The 22,146-nt window shown below is 72.7% G+C and carries 25 protein-coding genes; 16 read left to right on the forward strand and 9 right to left on the reverse strand.

Annotated elements, in window-relative coordinates; all coding sequences use genetic code 11:
- Window positions 1-51 precede the first annotated feature (51 nt).
- Window positions 52-480 (forward strand): hypothetical protein, encoded by a 429-nt coding sequence (locus ABD944_RS02120; protein WP_345171712.1) that lies wholly within the window; start codon window positions 52-54, stop codon window positions 478-480.
- 69 nt (window positions 481-549) lie between these two features.
- Here ABD944_RS02120 and ABD944_RS02125 read toward each other — a convergent pair whose 3' ends face one another.
- Window positions 550-1,128 carry a TetR/AcrR family transcriptional regulator gene (locus ABD944_RS02125; protein WP_345171714.1) on the reverse strand — a complete coding sequence of 193 codons (579 nt, stop codon included), beginning with the start codon at window positions 1,126-1,128 and terminating at the stop codon, window positions 550-552.
- A 79-nt stretch (window positions 1,129-1,207) separates the two neighbouring features.
- Between ABD944_RS02125 and ABD944_RS02130 the strand changes: the two genes are divergently transcribed.
- The 5 genes from ABD944_RS02130 (at window position 1,208) to ABD944_RS02150 (ending at window position 6,252) form a co-directional block, all read left to right on the forward strand.
- Window positions 1,208-2,617 carry an MFS transporter gene (locus tag ABD944_RS02130; RefSeq protein WP_345171716.1) on the forward strand — a complete coding sequence of 470 codons (1,410 nt, stop codon included), beginning with the start codon at window positions 1,208-1,210 and terminating at the stop codon, window positions 2,615-2,617.
- An 81-nt stretch (window positions 2,618-2,698) separates the two neighbouring features.
- The gene (locus ABD944_RS02135; RefSeq protein WP_345171718.1) at window positions 2,699-3,721 is read left to right on the forward strand and encodes an MDR family NADP-dependent oxidoreductase; all 1,023 of its coding nucleotides are present in this window, start codon (window positions 2,699-2,701) and stop codon (window positions 3,719-3,721) included.
- 19 nt (window positions 3,722-3,740) lie between these two features.
- Window positions 3,741-4,115, forward strand: coding sequence for a MerR family transcriptional regulator (locus ABD944_RS02140; protein ID WP_345171720.1), 375 nt, complete (start codon window positions 3,741-3,743; stop codon window positions 4,113-4,115).
- Window positions 4,116-4,205: 90 nt separating this feature from the next.
- The gene (locus ABD944_RS02145; RefSeq protein ID WP_345171722.1) at window positions 4,206-4,778 is read left to right on the forward strand and encodes an NADPH-dependent FMN reductase; all 573 of its coding nucleotides are present in this window, start codon (window positions 4,206-4,208) and stop codon (window positions 4,776-4,778) included.
- Window position 4,779: 1 nt separating this feature from the next.
- Window positions 4,780-6,252 carry a DHA2 family efflux MFS transporter permease subunit gene (locus ABD944_RS02150; protein ID WP_345171724.1) on the forward strand — a complete coding sequence of 491 codons (1,473 nt, stop codon included), beginning with the start codon at window positions 4,780-4,782 and terminating at the stop codon, window positions 6,250-6,252.
- A gap of 50 nt (window positions 6,253-6,302) precedes the next feature.
- Here the strand turns inward: ABD944_RS02150 and ABD944_RS02155 are convergent, their stop codons facing one another.
- Window positions 6,303-7,109, reverse strand: coding sequence for an SDR family NAD(P)-dependent oxidoreductase (locus tag ABD944_RS02155; RefSeq protein ID WP_345171726.1), 807 nt, complete (start codon window positions 7,107-7,109; stop codon window positions 6,303-6,305).
- Window positions 7,110-7,219: 110 nt separating this feature from the next.
- Window positions 7,220-7,792 (reverse strand): CGNR zinc finger domain-containing protein, encoded by a 573-nt coding sequence (locus ABD944_RS02160; RefSeq protein ID WP_345171728.1) that lies wholly within the window; start codon window positions 7,790-7,792, stop codon window positions 7,220-7,222.
- Between the two features lie 68 nt (window positions 7,793-7,860).
- On the opposite strand from ABD944_RS02160, the gene ABD944_RS02165 reads away from it, so the two are divergent.
- Window positions 7,861-8,259, forward strand: a complete 399-nt coding sequence (locus ABD944_RS02165) for a carboxymuconolactone decarboxylase family protein (protein WP_345171730.1) — start codon at window positions 7,861-7,863, stop codon at window positions 8,257-8,259.
- Window positions 8,260-8,553: 294 nt separating this feature from the next.
- Entirely contained in the window at window positions 8,554-8,883 is a 330-nt protein-coding gene (locus ABD944_RS42355; protein ID WP_378191176.1) for a hypothetical protein, read from the forward strand.
- Between the two features lie 246 nt (window positions 8,884-9,129).
- On the opposite strand, the gene ABD944_RS02170 is transcribed toward ABD944_RS42355, so the two are convergent.
- On the reverse strand, window positions 9,130-10,089 hold the full coding sequence (locus tag ABD944_RS02170) for a hypothetical protein (RefSeq protein ID WP_345171732.1): 960 nt from the start codon (window positions 10,087-10,089) through the stop codon (window positions 9,130-9,132).
- 414 nt (window positions 10,090-10,503) lie between these two features.
- On the opposite strand from ABD944_RS02170, the gene ABD944_RS02175 reads away from it, so the two are divergent.
- Entirely contained in the window at window positions 10,504-10,716 is a 213-nt protein-coding gene (locus tag ABD944_RS02175; RefSeq protein WP_021594883.1) for a helix-turn-helix domain-containing protein, read from the forward strand.
- Between the two features lie 82 nt (window positions 10,717-10,798).
- Here the strand turns inward: ABD944_RS02175 and ABD944_RS02180 are convergent, their stop codons facing one another.
- Window positions 10,799-12,181 carry a DUF2786 domain-containing protein gene (locus ABD944_RS02180; protein ID WP_345171734.1) on the reverse strand — a complete coding sequence of 461 codons (1,383 nt, stop codon included), beginning with the start codon at window positions 12,179-12,181 and terminating at the stop codon, window positions 10,799-10,801.
- Between the two features lie 361 nt (window positions 12,182-12,542).
- Between ABD944_RS02180 and ABD944_RS02185 the strand changes: the two genes are divergently transcribed.
- Complete coding sequence (locus ABD944_RS02185; protein WP_179834387.1) at window positions 12,543-12,812, forward strand: hypothetical protein; 270 nt, start codon at window positions 12,543-12,545, stop codon at window positions 12,810-12,812.
- A 69-nt stretch (window positions 12,813-12,881) separates the two neighbouring features.
- Here the strand turns inward: ABD944_RS02185 and ABD944_RS02190 are convergent, their stop codons facing one another.
- Window positions 12,882-13,976 carry a winged helix DNA-binding domain-containing protein gene (locus ABD944_RS02190; protein ID WP_345171738.1) on the reverse strand — a complete coding sequence of 365 codons (1,095 nt, stop codon included), beginning with the start codon at window positions 13,974-13,976 and terminating at the stop codon, window positions 12,882-12,884.
- A 552-nt stretch (window positions 13,977-14,528) separates the two neighbouring features.
- Here ABD944_RS02190 and ABD944_RS02195 point away from each other — a divergent pair.
- The 3 genes from ABD944_RS02195 to ABD944_RS02205 all read left to right on the forward strand — a co-directional run bounded on the left by ABD944_RS02195 (window position 14,529) and on the right by ABD944_RS02205 (window position 16,836).
- Complete coding sequence (locus ABD944_RS02195) at window positions 14,529-15,038, forward strand: hypothetical protein (RefSeq protein WP_345171740.1); 510 nt, start codon at window positions 14,529-14,531, stop codon at window positions 15,036-15,038.
- A gap of 795 nt (window positions 15,039-15,833) precedes the next feature.
- On the forward strand, window positions 15,834-16,520 hold the full coding sequence (locus tag ABD944_RS02200) for an RlpA-like double-psi beta-barrel domain-containing protein (protein ID WP_345171742.1): 687 nt from the start codon (window positions 15,834-15,836) through the stop codon (window positions 16,518-16,520).
- Window positions 16,521-16,683: 163 nt separating this feature from the next.
- The gene (locus tag ABD944_RS02205; protein ID WP_345171744.1) at window positions 16,684-16,836 is read left to right on the forward strand and encodes a hypothetical protein; all 153 of its coding nucleotides are present in this window, start codon (window positions 16,684-16,686) and stop codon (window positions 16,834-16,836) included.
- On the opposite strand, the gene ABD944_RS02210 is transcribed toward ABD944_RS02205, so the two are convergent.
- The 3 genes from ABD944_RS02210 to ABD944_RS02220 form a co-directional block, all read right to left on the reverse strand.
- Window positions 16,833-17,771, reverse strand: a complete 939-nt coding sequence (locus tag ABD944_RS02210) for a TIGR03621 family F420-dependent LLM class oxidoreductase (protein ID WP_345171746.1) — start codon at window positions 17,769-17,771, stop codon at window positions 16,833-16,835. The genes ABD944_RS02205 and ABD944_RS02210 overlap by 4 nt on opposite strands.
- A 186-nt stretch (window positions 17,772-17,957) precedes the next feature.
- On the reverse strand, window positions 17,958-18,464 hold the full coding sequence (locus tag ABD944_RS02215; RefSeq protein ID WP_345171748.1) for a GNAT family N-acetyltransferase: 507 nt from the start codon (window positions 18,462-18,464) through the stop codon (window positions 17,958-17,960).
- A 54-nt stretch (window positions 18,465-18,518) separates the two neighbouring features.
- Window positions 18,519-19,583, reverse strand: a complete 1,065-nt coding sequence (locus tag ABD944_RS02220) for a phosphotransferase family protein (protein WP_345171750.1) — start codon at window positions 19,581-19,583, stop codon at window positions 18,519-18,521.
- 106 nt (window positions 19,584-19,689) lie between these two features.
- On the opposite strand from ABD944_RS02220, the gene ABD944_RS02225 reads away from it, so the two are divergent.
- From ABD944_RS02225 to ABD944_RS02235, 3 genes are all read left to right on the forward strand, one after another.
- On the forward strand, window positions 19,690-20,982 hold the full coding sequence (locus ABD944_RS02225; protein WP_345171752.1) for an acyl-CoA dehydrogenase family protein: 1,293 nt from the start codon (window positions 19,690-19,692) through the stop codon (window positions 20,980-20,982).
- Entirely contained in the window at window positions 20,975-21,607 is a 633-nt protein-coding gene (locus ABD944_RS02230; RefSeq protein WP_345171754.1) for a TetR/AcrR family transcriptional regulator, read from the forward strand. Before ABD944_RS02225 ends, ABD944_RS02230 begins: the two co-directional genes overlap by 8 nt.
- An 85-nt stretch (window positions 21,608-21,692) precedes the next feature.
- Window positions 21,693-22,055: a VOC family protein gene (locus ABD944_RS02235; protein ID WP_345171757.1), complete on the forward strand. Its 363-nt coding sequence runs from the start codon at window positions 21,693-21,695 to the stop codon at window positions 22,053-22,055.
- The last annotated feature ends 91 nt before the right edge of the window (window positions 22,056-22,146 follow it).

Below are 22,146 nucleotides of genomic sequence, written 5' to 3' on the forward strand. Positions count from 1 at the left end.
TTCCCTGGAGGGAATCGCGGAGTCGCACCCGCGGCTCGCAGACTGCCGGACATGCCGATCGATGTGAAGCAGGTTGCCGACCGTTACCTCGCCCAGTGGAACGAGCCCGACCCCGCGGCGCGGAGCGCGCTGATCCGCGAGCTGTGGGCGCCTGACGCGCTCCACGTGCTGGTCAACCCGCCGGAGGAGGTCCGGGACGCCGCCGCGGCGCTCGCCGTGCCCGCGCCGCCCCTGGAGGTCCACGGGCACCACGCCCTGGACGCCCGGGTCGCCAGGGCCTACGAGATGTTCGTCGCGCCGGGCGAGCACGTCTTCGAGATCGCCGAGGAGCCCTCCGTTCTGCTGCCGCACGTGGTCGCGGTCCGCTGGTCGATGGTGACCGTTGACGGCGGCGAGGCCGTCGGCGGCGGGCTGGACGTCCTCTACCTGGACGAGGACGGCCGCGTCCGCACCGACCACCAGTTCGTCGGAACGCGGTGACGCGCCGCGCGGGGAGGGGCGGCCGTCAGGACGGTCGCCCTCCCCGCGCAGGGCGAGGGCGCCGAGCGGTCATCCGGCCAGGATCGACCGCACCGTCGCGGCCACGACACGGCCCGTCTCCTCCGCGTCCAGGCGCTCGGCGCGGGTCTCCTCGGCGGCGCCGTGCAGGACGTACTGCACGACGTTGACCAGCCAGGTGATCGGCAGGTCGGTGCGGAACACCCCTTCCTCCTGGCCCCGGCGGACGATGGCCTCGACGCGCTCCGCGGGATCGGCGTGCAGTTCGCGGACGCGTCCCGCCGGGAGGGCCTCCTGCGCCGCCGCCAGCAGCGCCCTCGACTCGGCCACGAGGGACCAGCTCGACTCCACCAGCCGCGCGAGCGCCTCCCGCGGGTCGCCGGACAGGTCGACGTCCGACAGCACCGCGTCCCCCGCGCGCAGGGCGTCGACCAGGGCGGCCTCCACCAGTTCGGCCCGGTTGCGGAAGTGGCCGTAGAGCGTCATCCGCCCGACCCCGGCCGCCTTGGCGATGTCGTCGGTGCTCGCGCCCGGGTCCGTGCTCAGGCACTCGCGCGCCGCGGACACGATGCGGGCGATGTTGCGCTCGGCGTCGGCGCGCCGGCGCCGGCCGGTGGTGGCGGAGGGCATGCCGCATCTTAACTCGTATGTCGCCGTACGCGTTATTCTGCTATATCTCGTATGAAGCTGTACGAGTTAAGGAGTCGTCATGGCAGAAGACGTCCACCCCCCGGCCGCGCCGCCCCATCCGCTGCGCTGGCGCGTCCTGGGATTCCTCGGCGTGGCCCAGCTGATGCTGATCCTCGACGTGACGGTCGTCGCGATCGCGCTGCCGCACATGGAGGCCGACCTGGACCTCGGCCGCCAGGCCGTGACCTGGACGGTCAGCGCCTACACCCTGGCGTTCGGCGGCCTCATGCTGCTCGGAGGGCGGGCCGCCGACCTGTTCGGGGCCCGGCGCGTCGTCCTGGCCGGACTGCTGGTCTTCACGGCCGCGTCGCTGGTCACCGGCCTGGCCGGGTCGTCCGCCCTGCTGCTGGGCGGGCGCGTGGCCCAGGGCGTGGGGGCGGCGCTGCTGTCGCCGTCGGCCCTCTCCCTCGTCGTCACCCTGTTCCAGGACGACGAGCGGAACAAGGCGCTCGGCGTCTGGTCGGCGCTGGGCGGCGGCGGGGCCGCCCTCGGCGTCCTGCTGGGAGGAGCGCTGACCGCCGGTCCCGGCTGGCCCTGGGTGTTCTTCGTCAACGTCCCCATCGGACTGGTGATCTTCGCCGCGCTCGCCCGGATGCTGCCGCGCCACCGGCCGGCCGCGCCCCGCCCCCGCCTCGACGTCCTCGGCGCGCTGCTCGTCACCGCCGCGTCCGGCGCGCTGATCTACGCGTTCATCCGCGCCGGGGACGACGGCTGGCTCAGCCCCGGCACCGGGTGGCCGGCGCTGCTCGCCGTGCTCGGCTACCTCGCGTTCGCCGCCCGGCAGAAGACCGCCCGCTCGCCCATGATGGACGTCGCGCTGCTGGTGCGCCGGCCGGTCGCCACCGGCACGTTCCTGATCGTGATGGCGACCGCCCTGATGATCGCGATGTTCTTCCTCGGCACGTTCTACTTCCAGCACGCCCGGGACTACGGCGCGCTGCGCACCGGCCTGCTGTTCCTGCCCATCGCGGTCGCGACGATGACCGGCGCCAACCTCACCGGCCGGTTGATCGCCGCGGCGGGTCCGCGGCGGCTCGCCGTGGCCGGGCTCGTCATAACCGCGGCGGGCATGGCCCTCCCCGCCTTCTCCCTCCACCCCGTGACCGTCGTGATCGGCACCGCGGTCGCGGGTGCGGGGACCGGGGCGATGTTCGTCGTCGCCTCCGCGACGGCCCTCGGCCAGGTCGCGCCGCACGAGGCCGGCATCGCGTCCGGGATCGTCAGCACGTTCCACGAGTTCGGGGCCTCGGTCGGGGCCGCCGTCATCTCCAGCGTCGCGGCCGCGAGCCTCACCGGCGACACCCTCGACGGCTTCACGGACGGCTTCGTCCTCGCCGCCGTCACCGCCGCCGTCGCGACCCTCGCGGCCGGCGTCCTGACACCGCCCCGTCCGCGCCGTCCGGCCGAACCGGGACCGGTGGACGCTTGACCCTGACGCGCGGGTCAAGGGTTAGCTTCTTGGCCCGCGTCCGGGCCTGATCCCGGACTCCAGTCCCTGAGGAGTGTCCCGATGCCGTCTTCGCCCCGCACCTCGCGCGTGGTCCAGCTCGCCGCCGTTCCCGACGGGCTGCCCGGGCCGGAGCATTTCAGCGTCGTGGACGTCCCCGTGCCGGCGCCGGCCGACGGGGAGGTGCTGGTCCGCAACCGCTGCTTCCAGGTCTTCCCGGCGCTGCGGACCCTGATCGGCGGCGGCGTGAAGGGCACCCCCTTCCCGCCGCTGCACCCGGGTGACCCCCTGTTCGGGGCGGCGATCGGCGAGGTCGTCTCGGCGCCCGGCGGCACCGGGCTCCGTCCCGGCGACCTGGTCCGGCACTGGCTGGGCTGGCGCGAGTACGCCGTCGTGCCCGCCGGCCAGTGCACGCCGCTCGACGGCACGCTGCCCGACCCGGCCGCGCACCTCGGCCAGGCGGACGTCGCGTACACGGCGCTGACCCGGGACGCCCGCGTCCGTCCCGGCGACACCGTGTTCGTCTCCGGCGCCGCGGGCGGGGTCGGCTCGCTGGCCGGCCAGATCGCCCGGCTGCTCGGCGCGGCCCGGGTGATCGGCAGCACGGGTTCGCCGGGCAAGGCCGCCCGCCTGGTGTCCGAGCTGGGCTACGACGCCGCCGTGATCCGGGGCGGGCGGCCCATCGCCGAGCAGCTGGCTGAGGCCGCACCCGGCGGAATCGACGTCCTCGTGGACAACGTCGGCGGCGAGCAGCTCCGGGCCGCGATCACCGTCGCCAGGCCCGGTGCGCGGTTCGTCCTCGTCGGGACGCTGGCCGGGCAGCTCGCGCCGGACCGCGCCGGCACCACGGCCCCGGTCGAGGTCGACACGTTCCAGCTCATCGCCAAGCGCATCGAGATGCGCGGTTTCGGCGGGCTGGACGACACCGGGGAGCGTCCGGAGTGGGCCGAGCGCTTCGGCGCCTGGCTGCGGTCCGGCGACATCGCCTTCCCGCACGTGCGCGTCGCGGGCATCGAGCACGCCCCGCGGGCGTTGCACGAACTGATCAGCGGACGGCATCTGGGAGCCGTCATCGTCGAGCTGTGACGTTCCGGGAGGAGACCACATGCGGATCGGCGACGCCGCCGCGGCGGCGGGGACCACCCCGCGGGCCCTGCGGTTCTACGAGCAGCGCGGCCTCCTGCCGCCGCCGTCCCGCACCTCCGGCGGGCAGCGCCGGTACGGGCCCCGCGAGGTGGCCCGGGTGCTGACCATCCGCCGCCTGCTGTCCCTCGGGCTGACCGTCGAGGACATCCGCGGCTGCGCCGACCGGCTCGACCTCCTGGACGGCGACGCGCTCCCGCCCTACGGCGGCCCCGGCTGCACGACGAGCACCGGGGTCGCCCGGCGCCGCCTCGCCGCCCTCGACGCCGAGATCGCCCGGCTGACGGAGCTGCGCGACGCACTCGCCGCCCGGATCGGCGAACCCGCGGACAGGTAGGGCCCCCAGTCATCTGACGGATGAGCCCCCGGCGGCGGTCTCCGTAGCTTCGATCGCGTCACCAAGCCGCGACTTCGAGGGAGAGACCGTATGACCGAGGAACCGCTGCGCGTCGCGATCATCATCGGGAGCACGCGCGAGGGACGGTTCGGGCCGACCGTGGGCACCTGGTTCGCCGAGCGGGCCGGGGAGCGCGACGACCTCACCGTCGACGTGGTCGACGTCGCGGACGAGCCGCCGCCCGCCGCGCTGGGGGCGCCGCCGTCCGAGGGGTTCGCCCGCGTGACCCGGACGCTGCACGAGGCCGACGCCTACGTCGTGGTGACCTGCGAGTACAACCACAGCTTCCCCGGCACGCTGAAGAACCTGATCGACACCCACTTCCACGAGTGGCGGGCCAAGCCCGTCGCGTTCGTCTCGTACGGCGGGCTGGCCGGCGGGCTGCGGTCCGTCGAGCACCTGCGGGGCGTCTTCGCCGAACTGCACGCCGTGACGGTCCGCGACACCGTCAGCTTCCACCACCCGTGGAACTGGTTCGGGAACGACGGCCTGCCGAACGACCCCGAGGGGGCGTCCGGCGCGGTCAAGGGGATGCTCGACCAGCTCGCCTGGTGGGGGCACGCGCTGCGCGACGCCCGGGCCGCCCGCCCGTACGGAGGCTGAGGTGACCGCGACGGCCGAGGCCCCGCCGCGGGGCCGGACGGCGCCGGACCCGATGGCGGTCGTGCTGGTCCTCGTCCTCGGCACCATCATGATCACGCTGGACACCACGGTCGTGAACGTCGCCGTCGACCGGCTGTCGCAGGAGTTCCGCGCGCCCCTCGGCACGATCCAGTGGGTGGCGACCGGGTACTCGCTGGCACTCGGCGCGGTGATCCCGTCCAGCGCCTGGGCGGTCGGGCGGTTCGGCGCCCGCCGGCTGTACCTGGGCGCGATCGCGGCGTTCGGGGCCGGGTCGCTGCTCGCCGGGCTGGCGTGGAACATCGAGTCGCTGATCGCGTTCCGGGTCGTGCAGGGGTTCAGCGGCGGGCTGGTGATGCCGGTCGGCATGACGATCCTGCTGCGCGCCGCCGGGCCCGAGCGGCTCGGCCGGCTGATGAGCACCCTCGGCCTCTCGATCCTCGTCGGCCCGCTCGCCGGGCCCGTCCTCGGCGGCTGGCTGATCGACGAGGTGTCGTGGCGGTGGATGTTCTTCGTGAACCTGCCCGTCGCGGCGGCCGTGGTGGCGCTGGCGGCGCGGCTCTTCCCGCGCGACGCCCCGGCGGAGGCGAAGCCGCTGGACATCCCCGGCCTGCTGACGCTCTCGCCCGGCATCGCCGCCGTGCTGTACGGCGTGACGACGGGCGGCGACCGCGGCGCGTTCGGCTCGCCCGGCGTCGTGGCGCCGATGGCCGCGGGCGGGGTGCTGATCGCCGCGTTCGTCGTCCGGGCGCTGACGGCCCGGCATCCGCTGATCGACCTGCGCGCCTTCCGGGACCGGACGTTCGCCGCCGCGACCGGCACGCTGACCCTGTTCGCGTTCGGCTACTTCGGCTCGATGCTGCTGCTCCCGCTGTACCTGCAGGTCGTGCGGGGCGAGAGCGCGACGATGGCGGGGGTGCTCGGCATCCCGTTCGCGCTCGGTTCCGGGACGGCGATGCAGGTCGCCGGCCGGATCGCCGACCGGGTGCCGCCCGGGCGGCTCGTCCCGGTGTCGGTCGCGACGGCCCTCACCGGGTTCGCGCTGTTCGCCGTCCAGCTCGACGCGGACGCGCCCTACTGGGGGCTGTGCGCCACGATGCTGCTGATGGGCGCGGGCGGCGGCGCGACGATGATGCCCGCGATGACGGCGGCGACCCGCGGCATGGCCCGCGACCGGGCCCCGGCGGCGAGCGCGACGGTCAACCTGATCAACACGATGTCGGCCGCGATCGGGACGGCGACGGCGACGGTCCTGCTGTCGTCGCTGATGCGCGGCCTGGTGCCGGACGAGCGGGACGGCGCGCTCCAGGCCGTCCACCGGCTGGGCCCGGACGGGCGCCGGGCGGTGGCCGGGCCGCTGGCGGAGGCGTTCCAGCACACCTACCTGCTCGCGGCGGGCATGCTGGCCCTCGCCCTGGTCCCGGCCCTGCTGCTGCCGCGCCGCCCCGCCGGCTGACGCGCCGGCCCCCGGCCCTCCGGCCGGGGGCGGCGCTCCTCCGGCCGGGCTCAGACCTCCTTGAGGAAGCCGGAGTCGACGGCGAAGTCGGCCCCGGTCGTGCTCGCCGAGCGCGGCGAGGCCAGCAGCACGACCACGTCCGCGACCTCCTGCGGCGCGGCCAGACGGCCGGTCGTGAGGCTCATCATCTGGGCCGCGCCACCGTCCAGCACCGCGTCGCGGTCGGAGCCCATGGCCCCGGCGATGATGTCGGCGGCGCCGCCCTCGTCCGTCCACCACGGCGTCCGGACCGGGCCCGGCGACACCGAGTTCACCCGGACGCCCTGCGGCGCGAACTCCTCCGACAGCCCCTTCGTCAGGTTGTTCAGCGCCGCCTTCGCCGCGTTGTAGTCGTAGTTCATCGGCCCGGGACGCCGCCCGTTCCCCGACGAGACGTTCACGATCGACGCCGCGTCGCTCTCCAGCAGGTGCGGCATCGCCGCCCGCACCGCGCGGACCACCGCGAACAGGTTGAACTCGAACATCTCGCGCCAGTCGTCGTCCGACGGGGTCAGGAAACCGAACCGGGGCAGCGTCGCGCCGGGCGGCGGACCGCCCGCGTTGTTGACCAGGATGTCGAGCCGGCCGAACTCCTCGACCGCCCGCGCCACGACCTGCGCCGGAGCGTCGGCGTCCATCAGGTCGGCGGGCACGTGCAGCAGGTTCGGCCCGGCGAGCGCGTCCAGCTCCCCGCCCGGCTTGCGGGACACGGCGACCACGCGGGCGCCCTCGTCCAGCAGGGTGCGCGTGACGGCCGCCCCGATCCCCTTCGACGCCCCGGTGACGATCGCGACGCGCCCGTCGAGCCTCAGGTCCATGGGTTCCCCTCTCATAAGGCGGGCGCGCCCATCCCGGACGCGCCTCGCCCTCTGAACCCCACCCCGTCCCCGGCGGTTGCACCGGAGAGCGCGTGCTCGCCGCCCGGGGACTAGGCGTTCCGGGTCTTCGCCTCGGCCGCGCGGCGCGCGCGCAGGGCGCGCACCCGGCCGCGGCTCGCGCAGGCAGGGGACGGGCACCAGCGGCGGCGGCCGGCCGTGTCGACGAAGACACCGCGGCAGTCGTCCTCGGGGCAGACCTTGAGATCGCTCCGTCCGGGGCCGGTCAGGTGGTCGACGGCCTGCCGCGCGATGCGCCCCAGCGCCGCCCCCGCGGTCGGGGGCGCGGACCTGGTGATCCGCCCGTCGACCGAGAGGGCGACCGGGTCCTCCTCCGCGAGGTAGCCGGCGAGGCTCCGCACGTCGTCCTCGTCCGGCGGGCGCCCGTCCACGGTCGCGAGGGCGATGGGACGGAGCAGCTCGCGCAGGAGGAGCGCCCGGTCCAGATCGTCCCGGTCGGGCGGCCGGACCGGGGCGAGTTCGCACAGGTCCAGCCACTCGGCGAACCGGCCGGGATCGGGAAGGCGCTCGACCGACCGTGCGCCGAAGGCGCGGCCGCGCGTGGCGAGCAGGTTCAGCCAGGTGGCACCGCAGTCGAGCCGGAACGCCGACGGATCACCCTTCATGCGTCAAGAGTAACGCTCGACCCGTTACGGTGCTACTGTAACGACCCAAGCGTTACAGAGGAGATCCCATGTCGCTCGCCGAGCACCTCACCCCCAGCCGCCCCGACCGCGACGCGGCCTACCGGCTGCTGGACGTCCTCCAGGACGAGGCCACCCAGAACGCCGCCCTCCCCGGCCTCGACGACCTCGACGACCTCGCGCCGGGCTTCCCCGACTGGATCGTCACGAGCCTGTTCGGCGGCACCTACCAGCGCGACGGCCTGTCGCTGCGCGACCGGCAGCTGCTCAACCTCGCCGCCCTCACCGCGATGGGCGGCGTGGATCCGCAGCTCGCCGGGCATGTGCGGACCTGCCTGCGGCTCGGCATGGCCCGCGAGGAGATCGTCGAGGCGCTCGTCCACCTCGCGCCCTACATCGGCGTCCCGAAGACCCTGGCCGGCCTGCGCGTGGCGGCGGCGGAACTGTGAGGATCAGAACGGTCCTCGCCGACATTGCCCCCGCCGACCTCGGCGTGTGCGACGCCCACGACCACCTCTTCATCCGCTCCCCCCGGCCGCCGGGCGAGGAACCCGACAACCCCGCCCCAGCCGCCGCCCAACCCCGCCCCTTCGCCCAGTCCCGCCCCTTCGCCCAGCTCCGCGCTTTCGCCCAGCTCCGCGCTTTCGCCCAGCTCCGTGCCTTCGCCCAGCTCCGTGCCTTCGCCCAGCTCCGTGCCTTCGCCCAGGTAGGCGGCGGGCGGTCGCCCAGTGGCCCCCCACGGGATGGGGCGCCGCATCGACGACCTCGCGGACGTCTCACGCGCCACGGGCGTCCACGTCATCGCCGCCACCGGCCTGCACCAGGCCACCCACTACGACGCCGACCGCTGTTCCCGGCGCTGCCGGTGCTGCGCGACGAGGGAGCGGTGGCGGCGGTGCGGGGCGCCCCGAAGCCGCCCCCCGCTGGAGAGCGTCCGGCTGGCAGCCTCACGCGAAGCCGACAATGTGGTCAGGTGCCGCGTTGATCACGAAACCGCCGCTGTGGTCCCAGCGCCGAGCCAATTGCCGTCGACACGTGCCCGTCGATGCCGCTGGCGCGCCTATTGGCCGTGATCCGGATACCGTGCCGCGGTCGCAGCACTTAGTCCAGATTGCGGATTGGCGCGCTCGCTGCCGTGACCTTCACCGGCCCGCCCGGCGACGCCGCCACCATGTCGCGTGCCAGCTGCGGCTCGCCCATCCCGGGACGGCTTCGAGGACGGCGTCTGCGGTGGGGGCGTGGGCTGGCGGCGGCTGCTCTTCTTCTGGGGCGCTTTTGGGAGGGTGCCGCTGAGGCTGCGTCCTGGTGGTGGGCTGGAGTCAGGCTGCTGTGGGGAGGGGGTGGGGTGTGGGGGGTTCTTGGGTGTCGTGGAGGCCCATTGGGAGGGTGTCGCCCCAGAGCCAGTCGTTGACCGTGCCTTCGAAGTGGGCGGGAGGGCCTACGGCGAGGAGGCGGGAGGTCAACGGTGAGAGCTGGACCTGGAAGGGGGACGGCGGAGTTAAGGGGACGCGGCGGGTTGTGCCCCAGAAGTCGTTGAAGTCGCTCTGGGCCAGGTCGAGGACGTCGGGGATCGTTCGGTCGCGGACGGCCGGGCCGGTGGCCAGCCAGGACCAGTGGTCGGTCAGGAGGCGGCGGGCCGTGGTGCGCAGGACGTTGAGGGCGGTGAGGTCGTGCGGGCAGGCGACGTCGGTGATCTGGAGCTCGGGGAGGCCGAAGCGGCGCAGGCCGCGGGTGCGCAGGCGGAGGCAGGCGCAGCCGTTGACGCCTTCCGGATCGACGCCGGGGTCGGCGGCTGTGCAGCGGCCGTTGGCGCGGAACGGCGGTAGGACGTCGCCCAGCCACCGGTCGGCCAGAACGAAGCGCGTCCTCTCGTGGGCGGACGGCGTGAGGACGTGGCCCGTGACCAGGTCGGCGACTATTCCTCCGGTGGCTTCGGCGATGGCGTACGCGGCGGCGCGGGCCACTTGGACCGCTCTGGGCTGGTCGGTGATCGGGGCGAAGGCGGTGACGACGGCGAACTGCTCGGCGTCGTTGAAGGCGCGGGCGAGTTGCCGGTCCTCTGGTCGTGCCGCCTTGATCTGCCCCGGGTCCCAGCGGAGGTGGGCGAGGTCTTCACGGGTGACCTGGAGCTGGCGTGTGCCCAGGCGTCCGGCGATGTGGGAGAGGTAGGGGCCATCCGCGGTTCTGAGAAGGTCGGCGGGGCCGTCCGGGACGGTGGTGGCGGCCACGGCGAACCGCGACGTGGTGGTGGACGGGACCGGGAACGTGATCGTGGCCATGGGACTCCTCCTCGCCTTTCGGGACGTGCCCAGCTTGCGCGGCCGTCCGGGCGAGCGACAGGAGAACCGGGTTCTGTGGATAACCCGGCCGGCTGGGGCGGCTGTGAGGGCCGTGAGCGGGCGGGGTGGCGTGCGCGGTGGAGCGGGCCGGGCTCGTGGGGGAGGCGGGGTTCCGGTCTTGGGGCTGCCGGAGCGGGTGATCCGGCGGATCGGCCGGGAGGCACCGGTGACAGACACGTCTGTCTAGCTGCGACACGCCGTTCGCCATGGAAAAGACCAGCTTCGGCCGAATTCGCGGTGATTCGCGCGGCATCGACGGCGCAATCGGGGGGAATGTGTACGTTGGGGAGATCAACACTGCTGTGAGCTGCGGGGACGGGCCCCGCCGCCCAGCCTCGGAAACAGGAGGTCCCCGTGGCTCGAACACTGTCGAGGGGCACCCGTGTCACCGGTGCCGAACGCACCAGGCTCGCCGCCGAGCTCGCCCCGCGGTACGCGGCGGGCGAGAGCATCCGCGATCTGGCCGCCGAGACCGGCCGGTCGTACGGGTTCATCTACAACGTCCTGAAGGAGGCGGGAGTGCCGCTGCGCGGTCGGGGCGGCAACACCCGGCGCAAGAAGGACTGACCCGCTCCCAAGCCCAGCGAGACAAGGAAGAAGCGAGCACATGGCCGGACGTCCCCCTCGCCCCCCGGGGGGACCCCGCGCGCTACGGACCGCGGAACGCGCCGGTGACCTCGGAGCGCCCGTTCAGGCTGGTGAGGTCGGCGGCCGCCCGCCCGGCCACCCAGCCCTCATAGTTGGAGACCGAACCCGCCCGCCCCTTGGCGAGGTCGGGGAACATCGTGTCGACGGCCTGGTCGACGGCCTGGTCGCGCGCCGCCATCACGGGAAGCAGATCCTTCCCGCCGGCGCCCGCGGCCGCCCTGTCCGCCGCTCCCCGCAGCCGCTCCCCGATGCGGACGGCGTAGGCGTTGAGGAACGCGTGGCGGAACGAACGCGTCCGTGACCGTCCCCGCGCGTCGCGTCTGGGACCCGCGTGCACCATGGCGGACGTCGCCTGGACCAGCAGGGACGTGAACAAGACCTCCACCGCGGCCAGATCGGCCGGGAAGCCGAGGACGGTGGAGAACCCCAGCTCCCGATGCCAGATCGCGCGGCAGTGGTTGGCCTCGGCCACCACCGTCAGCAAGACCGCCTTGGGCGCGTCGTACGGACTGTCCACCGCGATGCGGCGTCCGTCCGGGCCGCTCATGTCGCCTGACTCCGCGGCGATCAGCGCATGGTCGATGCTGTGCCGGGTCATCAACTCCTGGGCACGTGTGCTGAGCGCCTCGGCTTCCTCGGGGAACTCGGTCGATTCGGCCTTGGCGAGGAGCGCGCGGACCCGTCCCAGAATCCGCTGATCAAGCTCAGCGCGCCTGTCGCCGCCGATCCCGGACTCCCCGGGAGGCCCGCTACGGGCCCTCCTTGAACCGGATGTATCCCCTCCAGGTCGGGATGTCCCCGTGGGGCCCCGGGCGTTCCCTGCGTCAGAACGGCTCCCACTTGAGGCACCGTAGCCGGGCTTGCCGGGGGGCGGGGTGATCGGAGGAAGCCTTGGGAGGGTTTCCAGGAGGTGGATGAGTTCGATGGCGCAGGCGACGTAGGTCGCGCGTTCGGCGCCTTCGCGGCGGCACCAGTGGGACGGGTGGGAGCCGTCGTCCGGCCACCACACGTCGGCCTGGATGGCGGCCAGTTGCTCGGTCCAGCGATCGTCGACCGCGCCGGGGGAGTAGGTGCGCGCCTCGTGGGCGATCGCGTCGGTGGCCAGGCGTGCGTGGCGGGCCGTATGGCGGCGGGTCGTGAAGCGCACCAGGTCGGCCGGTTGCCAGCCGCGCTGCCAGGCGGAGGCGATTCCGTGCCGCAGCCGGTCGGTGAGGCAGCGGTCGGTGACGGCCGCCCAGTCCGGGGTGCCGGGACGGTCGGCCAGTTCGCCCACGAGCCGCCGGAACGCGGCGCGGTCGCCGCGCGCGAGTGATCGCACCGCCTCGTCGGCGGCGAGGGCGGCCGAGGCCTCGAACGTCCGGCCGTACCGCCCGGTCTTCCGCACCGCCACTCCCGCCGTCCGACGTCGCCGGGGACGATTCTCCCATCCGGCGGCGACGAGGCTCGCCGCTGCCCGGCCGGAACGAGCAAAGCCTGCGTCGGGTAGCTCCTGCCGCAGGACGGGCGAACTCGTCCGAATCCTGTTCGGTCTCCGGGGCGGCGGACCGCGCCGAACCGGACTTGGACAAGGGGCGGATGGACCGCCGCCACATGCGGACATGACACTATGAGCGTGGACAACTTCGAATAGTGATCAATCCGATATCTTGATTGATTGAAAGATCCACCAGAGTGGCGCAAGCTGTCCCAGACGTCTGGAATGCCCCGCCCGTTCCTTCCGACCGACCGCCGACAGGACACGACTGATGTTCGAGATCTGGGAGACGAGTGAGCCCGCGCGGCTCATCAGTGACGCGGGGAGCCTGAAGGTCGCACTGGAGAAGGTCGACACCATGTGCCGGCTCAGGCACGACCAGGCCGCGGCGCACGTGGGCGAGACCGGCGAGGGCTACCACTTCGAGATCAGGGACCACGACGGCAAGGCGCTGGCGCGGCTGAGCTACGTCCCGGACACCTCCCGCGCGTACCAGAGCGTCGTGGTCGAGGAGATGCGCGGTCAGGACGGCGCCGGCTAGCAGCAGCCTCTCCGACAGCCCCCGGCCGTCGTCCGGGGGCTGTCGCATGTGCGGCCGGAGGCGGGCTCGTCACTCCTCGACGGTGACGACCGCTTCCTTGGCGTCCGGCTCCATGAAGCGCAGCATCGCTTCGCCTTCGGCCTTCAGCTCCTTGACGGCCGTCCGGGGGAGAGCCTCGAACGGGCGCATCCGGAGCGTGGCGACCTTGCGCTTGTACTCCGTCTCCCAGATGCCGCGCGCGAACCCGTCCCAGAGGAAGACGGCGCGGACGCGCAGGTTCTTGGTCGTCAGCATGGGGCGGTGGTCGTCGGCTATGACCCGTCTGCGGTCGGAGTGTGCGAGGACGAGGCTGTCGAACTCGGGCAGGAACCGTGCGGGGGCGGGAACGTCCTCATCCGGGCGCGGCGCCTCCGGCAGGTCGAACAGAACCCGGCCTTTGTCGTCGGTGAAGGTGCGCAGCCTCGGGCGAAGGCGTTCCAGGGCCTCACCGGTCGAAGGCAGGGCGGACCACGTCTGCGCGTCTGCGGCGGACGCCGGTCCGTAAGCGGCGAGGTAGCGCAGCATCAGTTCGTCGACGGCGTTCTCGGCGTCCGGCCCCGAATCCAGCCACGAGTCGGCGAGCGTGAAGCGCGACGTGCGCGGGAAGCCCCACCTGTCTTCGGTCGGCACCATGACCAGAGGGACGCACAACCGGACGGCATAGCCGAGAGCACGGTCGTTGACGTCGGGGAACTCTTGCTGGAGCAGCGCACGTATCTCATTGAACGTCAGTGGCTCTCTCTGCAAGAGAGAACGTGCGGCGGGGACCACCTTCTCCAGGTCGAGTCCCTTGGCGCGGTCGCCCAGCACACGCAGGCCACCGTCCAACATCGGCTGCATCGCGGTACGGAATGCCGTGTAGTCCGCGCTCGTCACCAGGTGCAGGGTGGCGCGCATCATGGTGGCGCGAACCAGCTCCCGGTCGTGCAAGGCAGAGTGCAGATCGGATGCCTGGAACCCTTCGATGCGCGTCCACAACCCCAGGAACGGCGGTTTGGGCTCCTGGGCCTGCATCCCGCACAGCCGCCCTACCGCCTCGGAAACGGGGATCGGCTCCCGTGCGAGCAGCATCTGCCGTGCCAGGGTGGCCCGGTTGAGGGCGCGGACGCTCAGGGTCTCTGTCATCCGTCCAGGATGCCGTGTTGACCGGTCTCCGTCGTATCGTGCCGGCCGAGCGTGAGCGTCAACCGCGACAAGGCAAGAGGACGGGGCCGCTGGCCCGCCCCCGAGCCTCCCTGCTTCATGGCCGGCGCGGACGCAGTGCCGATCATGATTGCCCGCTCCCCCTTCCGCGTCACGCGGCGACGCGATGGCCCTTGCGTGGTCGAGGCGTTCGCCGCCGCCCCTGGGGTCGATCGATGCGCGGTGTGACGGAGATCTCCGCTGCTGAATCTTCCCCAGAATCCGAGGTGCCGCCTGCGTGGCCAGGGAAGTACGCACCGTGCAGGACGCCCTCTGTCGTCCCGGTGGGCGAGGGAGGCGACCGCGGGGATCCGCGCTGGTCAAAGCGTTGCGAAGGCCCGGTGTGCGCGTCTTGGCGTGATCGATAACGAGCGACCGACGCCAGGGTTACGGCGGGATTTTTCTTGAAATGCACGTGCATCAGCCCTTGCACCTGCACGCCATTCCTAGCAGGATTGCCCCGGACCCCCGCACGTGAACTCCCCGGAGATCGCGATGACCGCACACTTGAACGACAGTGACCGACAGGCGCTGCGGCTGGCCCAGGATCTCCGCGAGGAGATGCGGGCGGCTCTGCCGCAGTCGCCGGCCCCGCCCTCGGTGTCCCCGTTCGTCGATCAGACCGGGATGCCGAGCGTCCTGCTGAGGATGGACGCCGAGACGGCCCGCGCTCTCATGGCCGTGCTGGCCGAGCGTCGCGGCGTGGCGGCGGAGCAGCGCCGGGCCGACGGCTCGCATGTCCCGCCACCCGTCCCGCCGCCCGCGGCCCAGGCCGTTCCGGCGGCGCAGGGCCCCGTCGTGGCGGCTCTGCCCTACGGTGAGCCCGCCTACGGCCAGCCTCCGTATGCGGAGGCGCCCTATGCGGAGGCCCCGTACATGGAGTCGCCCTACGCGGGAGCTCCCTATGCGGAGGCGCCCTACGTTCCGCCGCAGCCGAGCCCCGCCGTGTTCACCGGCGGCACCGGCCCGACCCCGCTCGTGCCCTCGGTCTACCCGACGCACTGACGGCTGACGACGTCCCGCGCGGCTCGCGGCCGTGCGGGTCTGCGGATGCGCCGTGCGGGTGTACGGCGCCACGCGGCCCCGATCATGCGGCCCCGATCATGCGGGCCGCTTCCCTTTTGCGGTCATACGTACGCTGTGACGGCTCCAGCGTGCACGTCTGCGGCCACGCGACTTCAGCGCCCATGAGGCCCGGGCTGTTCCCGCGTCCGGTGGCGGAGCGGTCCCGCCGGGCCGGAGCGCGGGTGGTCCAACCGAAGTAAAGATCTTTCTTGGTGTGGAACCGGCGCCCGGCGACTGGCCCTCAGCCCCGACGGGAAAGGCGTTCCGCCCCAGTTCGGGGTTAAAAGATCTACCTTCTCAAAGGTAAAGAAATCCCCCGTTTGGCGAAAGCACGGTAATGCCGTATATAGTCATCCCCAGGTCAGGGTCAAAGAAGCCTTGACCTGGCCAATCGCATAACCGCCGCTTCCCGCCCGCCAGGCGGGATCACTTTCGCCGAACGCAGCCGTACCATGCAGCGGCCGCGCACCGTGCTGGGCCCGTGAGCCCCCGGTCGGCATCCTTCCCGCTTCACCCGAACCCGTGTCATCACGCACGTCCGAGCCCGGTCGTGCGCGGCTGAGCGCGGGTGCGGTCCACCATGCCCGTGGATCGTTCCAAGGCGGGTCTCTTTCGCGGCGGCATCTCCCGAGTCTCGAGTCTCGGAGCCGTTCACCCCTGCCCGGAAACAGGCGCGTGACCTGCGTGTCCTTCCCGTGCCGAGCGGCAGCCCTGTACCCCGAACGAAGGATCCCCATGCAGCAGCGAGCGATCAACGTCATCCTGACCGGCGTCACCGGCACCGCCCTCGCGGGCATGATGGTGGCCGGTGTCGCCGCCGCGAGCGATGACTCCGCTCCCAAGAAGCAGTTCCTGCCGCAGCAGGCCGTGGCCGCGCAGGAGCACCAGACCCCCGAGCGGCCCGCCGACAAGGGCGCGCTGGGCGGGTTCACCGTGCCGAGGGCCCCCGTGAAGGCCGAGGCCGACACCAAGGCCGGCGCGAAGGCCGAGCCGAAGAAGGCCGCCAAGCCCGTGAAGAAGGGCCCGAAGGCCCTGCTCAGCGGCAAGACGACCGCGTCCTACTTCTGGGACGACGGGTCCGGAGTGAACGGCGACACCGGCGCCCCCGCCGGCGGCAAGCCGATGCAGAAGGGCCTGTTCGCCAGCCCCAGCTGGCCCATGCACACCAAGGTCAAGGTGACCTACAAGGGCCGCAGCATCACCGGCTTCGTCGGTGACCGCGGGCCCGGCGAGCCGTCCCACCGGGGCGTGATGCTCGACCTCGACACCTACACCTTCCGGTACCTGCTGGACGGCAAGAAGCCGGCGAGCAAGTACGACGCCGGCTCCGGCGAGGGCCACCTGAAGGGCGTCAAGTGGGAGGTCCTTTCCTGGGGCTCCGGCGCCGGGAAGAAGGGCAATCCCCGGCCTTTCGGCTCATGACATGAGGCCGGCGGACCATTCGTGAAACGGCTCACAGTGCGAATGTGAGCCCGGCCACGACCGGTTCGCAGGGCCTCTCCAAGACCCGGCGCAGGGCTGCCGGTGCATGGAAAACGGGGATTCCCCGGTATCGAAAGATCACCGGGGAATCCCCATTTTCAGCGTGCCCGCGTTCTCGCGCGCCAGCTCCCGCGACAGCTGTGCCACCGCGTCGTGGTCCTCCAGGACGGGCGCCGTCGACGCCCTGGAGGGAGATCGGCTCACCGAGCCGGAGCTGAGCCTTGCCATGAACGCCGGTTTCGCCGACCCCCTCTAGGCGGCCAGGAGGGAGATGACGGGAGCGAACGCCTCCATGGCCGCGTCCGGGACCTGGTAATAGGTGAACCCGAAGCGGTCGCGGCGGGCCAGCATCTGCTCGGCTATGTGCTCAGGCGGGCCCACGAACTGGGACGGCATGCCGAGGACGAGTTCGGTCGACGAGGCGCCCCAGCCGCGCGTCACCGCGACCTTCGCGGCGGCGCGGCGGGGGTCGGGGCCGAAGGCGGGCGTCACCATCATGCTCAGCTCGACGTCCCGGTCCCCGGCGGCCTCGCGGACCCAGTCGACCTTCCGGGCGATGGTGTCGGGAAGGCGCTCGGAGAGCTCGTCCGAGATCGTCCCCTCGGGCAGGGCGCGGGGAAGGATCCCGACGGTGTCGGCGTAGCGGCCGGCGATGCCGAGCATGCGCCGGCTGCCCGCGCCGACGACGAGGGGCGGGCGCTGCTCCGGACGGGGGAAGACCGTGAGGCCGTCGATCGTGTAGTGCTCGCCGGTGAACGAGCTCTTCTCGCCGCTCAGCAGGCCGCGCAGGATCCGCAGCGACTCCGCCAGCCGCCCGACCCGCGTCCCGGGCGGGTCGAAGGGCATCCCGGCGGCCGCGTACTCCTCGCGCAGCCAGCCCGCGCCGAGGCCCAGCTCGAACCTCCCGCCCGACAGGTGGTCGAGCGTCGCGGCCTCCTTGGCGAGCATGACCGGGTGCCGGAAGTCGTTGGACAGCACCATCGTGCCCAGCCGCAGTGTGCTCGTCGCCGCCGCGGCGGACGCCAGCGCCACCATGGGCGCGAGCTGTTCGCCGAACGGCTCGGCGACGAAGTGGTCCCGCAAGGTCAGGACGTCGTATCCCAGCTCTTCGGCGCGGCGGGCCGTGCCGGCCAGTTCCGCGCCCGAGCGGATCGACTCGCCCACCACGCCGAAGCGGAAGTTCCTGTGCATGTTCCGAGCGTGCCCCGTGGCAGGGCAGTCTGGCTGGCAGGAATGCGACATGAGGGTCGGACCGGCGGAACGAGGCGAGCGGCTCGGTCGCCGTCCGTGCGGCGTAAGGGCGTCACCGACTGCCCCGTTCGCGCCGGTCGTTTCCAGGCTGCGACGTGCCGCGCGGTTTTTCAAGCAGCGGGCGGCCTACCCGCCGACACGCTGGGACAGGACCCGTCCCGGCCAGTCGCCCACGGTGAAGGCGGCGTCCGTCTCGAAGCCGTTGCCCCGGTAGTACTCCACCAGCCGCCCGTCGCCGCCGCCGTAGCAGTCGACGCGCAGCAGGCCCACGCCCTTCGCCCTGGCCTCGTCCCTCGCCTTGGCGATCAGCGCGCCGCCCACCCCGTGCCCGGCGAACGCCCGGTCGGTGACCAGGAGGGTGATGTAGAGCTCCGGCTCGTCGACCGGGTCGACATAGTGCGGGGGGCCGGGCGCGACCGCCATGACGCCGGCGGGCCGCCCGTCGACCCGCGCCACCCAGATCTCGTCGTCGCGGGCGATCGCGGAGATCCGCTCGACGCGGCGCGGATCCTCCGACCAGGGCTCGCCGCCCCACTGGCCCGTGCGGCCGTTGGCGGCGAGCCACGCCACCGCCCCGTCCAGCATCGCCAGCATCATCGGCGCGTCGCCGGGCCCGCCCTTGTGGATCTCCATCGCACCTCCTCGTGAGGGAGATCCTGGCAGTTCACGATCGCCGGGGCGAGGGGCTCAGGAGCCGATGAAGCCGTGCGCGCGGGTGAAGAGGCCGAGCGTGATCGAGTGGAGGAGGTCGCCGGTCTCCCTGGGGGCCTTGCCCGCGAACGCGCGGGCGTGCGTGCCCTCCAGGACGATGCCGAGCTTGAAGCAGGCCAGCACCGCGTACCAGGTGATGGACGACAGGTCGCGCCCGGCGACGGCGTCCGCGCGCTCGGCGTAGACCTCGACCAGCTCCTCGGCGGTGGGCAGGCCGCCCGCGGCGCCGAGCGGCCCGGCGAGGGCGGCGCTCTGGTCGGCGCGGTCGGGCCAGGTGGCCAGCAGCCAGCCGAGGTCGAGCAGCGGGTCGCCGATGGTGCTCATCTCCCAGTCGACGATCGCGGCGACCTCCGGGCCGTCGAAGGAGTACATCAGGTTGGCCAGGTGGTAGTCGCCGTGCATGATCCCCGGGCGCCACGCCTTGGGACGGCGCTCCTCCAGCCACCGCGCGACGTCGTCAAGCCCGGGGATGTCAGGCCCGGGATAGCCGTCCAGCGCGCTGTAGGAGTCGAGTTCGGACATCCAGCGGCCCACCTGCCGTTCCAGGAAGCCCTCGGGCTTGCCGAAGTCGCCGAGGCCGACCGCCTCGTGGTCCACGGCGCCCAGCGCGGCGAGCGCTCTCGCCGCGTTCAGTCCCATCTCGCGCCGGACGCCCGCGTCGCGCGCGTGCAGATCGGGCAGCGTGACCGACGCGTTGAAGCCGTCGACCGGGGTCATCAGGTAGAAGACCGCGCCGCCCATGACGGTCTCGTCCGGGCAGGCCGCGATGAGGCGCGGCGCGGGGACGTCGGTTCCGTCGAGGGCCCCCAGCACGCGGGCCTCGCGCCGCAGGACCTCGTTCGTCCTCGCGCGCAGGTGGCCCGGGCCGCGCCTGAGCACGTAGTCGCGTCCGCCCCGCCGGAACCGGACCAGCGTGTTCTGGGTGCCGCCCGCCAGCCGCTGGACGTCCTCGAACGGGCCGCCCGGCAGGCCCCGGCCCTCCATCCACCCGGCCAGGACGTCGAAGTCCACCAGGGCGCGGTCGATCTGCTCAGGCTGCACGGCGGTCCCTTTCCGTCGCTCGATGTACCGGAGAGTAACAGTCATGCACTTGCATTACTTACTGAGGTACACCGATTATCGGGGAAGACGACCGAGGAGGCTCGCCATGGCTTGGGACTTCGAGACCGACCCCGCCTACCAGGAACTTCTCGACTGGGCGGACGCCTTCGTCCGGGACGAGGTCGAACCCCTGGACCTGGTGCTCGGCGACCCCTACGACAAGTCCGACCCCCGCTACAAGCGGCTCGTGCGCCCCCTCCAGGACCGAGTGCGCGAGAAGGGCCTGTGGGCGTGCCACCTGGGTCCCGAACTGGGCGGCCAGGGGTACGGGCAGGTGAGGCTCGCGCTGCTGAACGAGATCCTGGGCCGCTCGCGCTGGGCGCCGTCCGTGTTCGGCTGCCAGGCGCCCGACTCCGGCAACGCCGAGATCATCGCCCATTTCGGCACGCCCGAGCAGAAGGAGCGCTACCTGCGCCCCCTGCTGGACGGCGAGATCTCCTCCTCGTACTCGATGACCGAGCCGCACGGGGGAGCCGACCCGACCCTGTTCACCACGCGCGCCGTCCGCGACGGCGACGGCTGGGTCGTCAACGGCGAGAAGTGGTTCTCCTCCAACGCCCGCCACGCGACCTTCCTGATCGTGATGGCCGTGACGAACCCGGACGTGTCCGCCTACGAGGGCATGTCGATGTTCATCGTCCCGGCCGACGCGCCCGGGCTGGTCACCGTCCGGAACGTGGGCGTCGGCGGCGAGCGCGAGGGCTCCCACGGCTACCTGCGCTACGAGGACGTCCGGGTGCCGGCGGAGAACCTCCTCGGCGACGAGGGCGGCGCGTTCGCGATCGCCCAGACCCGCCTCGGCGGCGGCCGCATCCACCACGCCATGAGGACAATCGCGCAGGTCCGCAAGGCGTTCGACATGATGTGCGAGCGCGCGGTCTCCCGGCGCACGCGCTTCGGCCCGCTCGCCAGGATGCAGATGACCCAGGAGAAGATCGCCGACAGCTGGATCGAGATCGAGCAGTTCCGGCTGCTCGTCCTGCGCACCGCCTGGCTCATCGACAAGCACCGGGACTACAAGGCCGTCCGCAAGGACATCGCGGCGGTGAAGGCCGCGATGCCGAAGGTCTACCACGACGTCGTCCAGCGCGCGATGCACCTGCACGGCGCGCTCGGCGTGTCGAACGAGATGCCGTTCGCCGCCATGATGATGGGGGCCGAGGCGATGGGCATCGCCGACGGCCCCACCGAGGTCCACAAGATCACCGTGGCCCGGCAGCTGCTGCGCGACGTCGAGCCCGTCGAGGGGCTGTGGCCGTCCGGCCACCTGCCCACCCGCCGGGAGGCCGCCCGCGAGCGGTACGCCGAGGCCCTGGAGCATGCGATCGGCAATGAGTGACACACGGGAACGACTGCTGGACGCCGCCGAGACCCTCTACGCCGCCCGCGGCGTGGACGCCGTCAGCCTCCGCGAGATCCTCCAGGAGGCCGGCGCCCGCAACGCCACGGCCGTCCAGTACCACTTCGGCGACCGCGCCGGGATCCTGCGCGCGATCTTCGCCCGGCACGCCCCCGAGGTCGAGGCCCGCCGGCACGCCCTGCTCGACGCCTACGAGGACGGCGAGCAGGGCGTCCGCCCCCTGGCCGCCGCCCTCGTCCGGCCCATGGCGACCCGCCTGGCCGACGCGTCGGGGCGCTCGTACCTGCAGATCTGGGCGGACGTGCTGAACCGCCCGGAGCCCCTCGTCCCCATGGCGGTCCTGGACGACCCGCGCGACAGCCTCTGCCGGTGGCGGACCCTGGTGGAACCCCTCCTGGAGGAGGACGCGGCCCGGCTGCACCGCCGCTTCACCGCCATCCTGTACGCCGCGATCGAGCTGGCCCGCCGCGCCCGCTCCGGCCCCCGCACCGACGACCGCCTGTTCACCAGCTACCTGATCGACGTCGTCGCGGCGATCCTCGGCGCCCCCGTCTCCCCGGAGACCCGCCGCCTCGCCTCCGAACGCGACGCCGCCCGCCGCTGATCGCCGGAAGAGCAGGTCACATTCGTCCAAGACGGGGGACTCCGCTTCCCGCAGACTGGGCATCCCAGACCCAGGGAGGGACGACATGACCAGCGAGATCCGCCGCACCTTCTACCCGCTGATCCGGGCGGCCGACCCGGCCAGGACGCTCGACTGGCTGGAGAAGGCGTTCGGCTTCGAGCCCGTGGACGTGCACAAGGACGACGAGGGCGCCATCGTGCACGCCGAGATGCGCTACGACACCGGCCTCATCATGTTCGGGCCCGCCTCGACCGCCACGGCCGCCGTCTACGTCGCCGTCGACGACCCCGACGCCCACCACGCCCGCGCGAAGGCCGCCGGGGCCGAGATCTTTCGCGAGCCGGCCGACCAGGACTACGGCTCCCGCGACTACGCGGCCCGCGACCCCGACGGCAACGAGTGGTACTTCGGCACCTACCGCCCCTGACTCCGCAAGGGGGCCGATCGCCCTCAACCCTCATGATTAATGAGGGGATTCGCGAGAAATGCGGTGCTACGGTGCGGGGGCCGGCCGCGGG

Origin of the sequence: Actinomadura verrucosospora, from assembly GCF_039540335.1 — a bacterium.
GTDB lineage: Bacteria > Actinomycetota > Actinomycetes > Streptosporangiales > Streptosporangiaceae > Spirillospora > Spirillospora verrucosospora.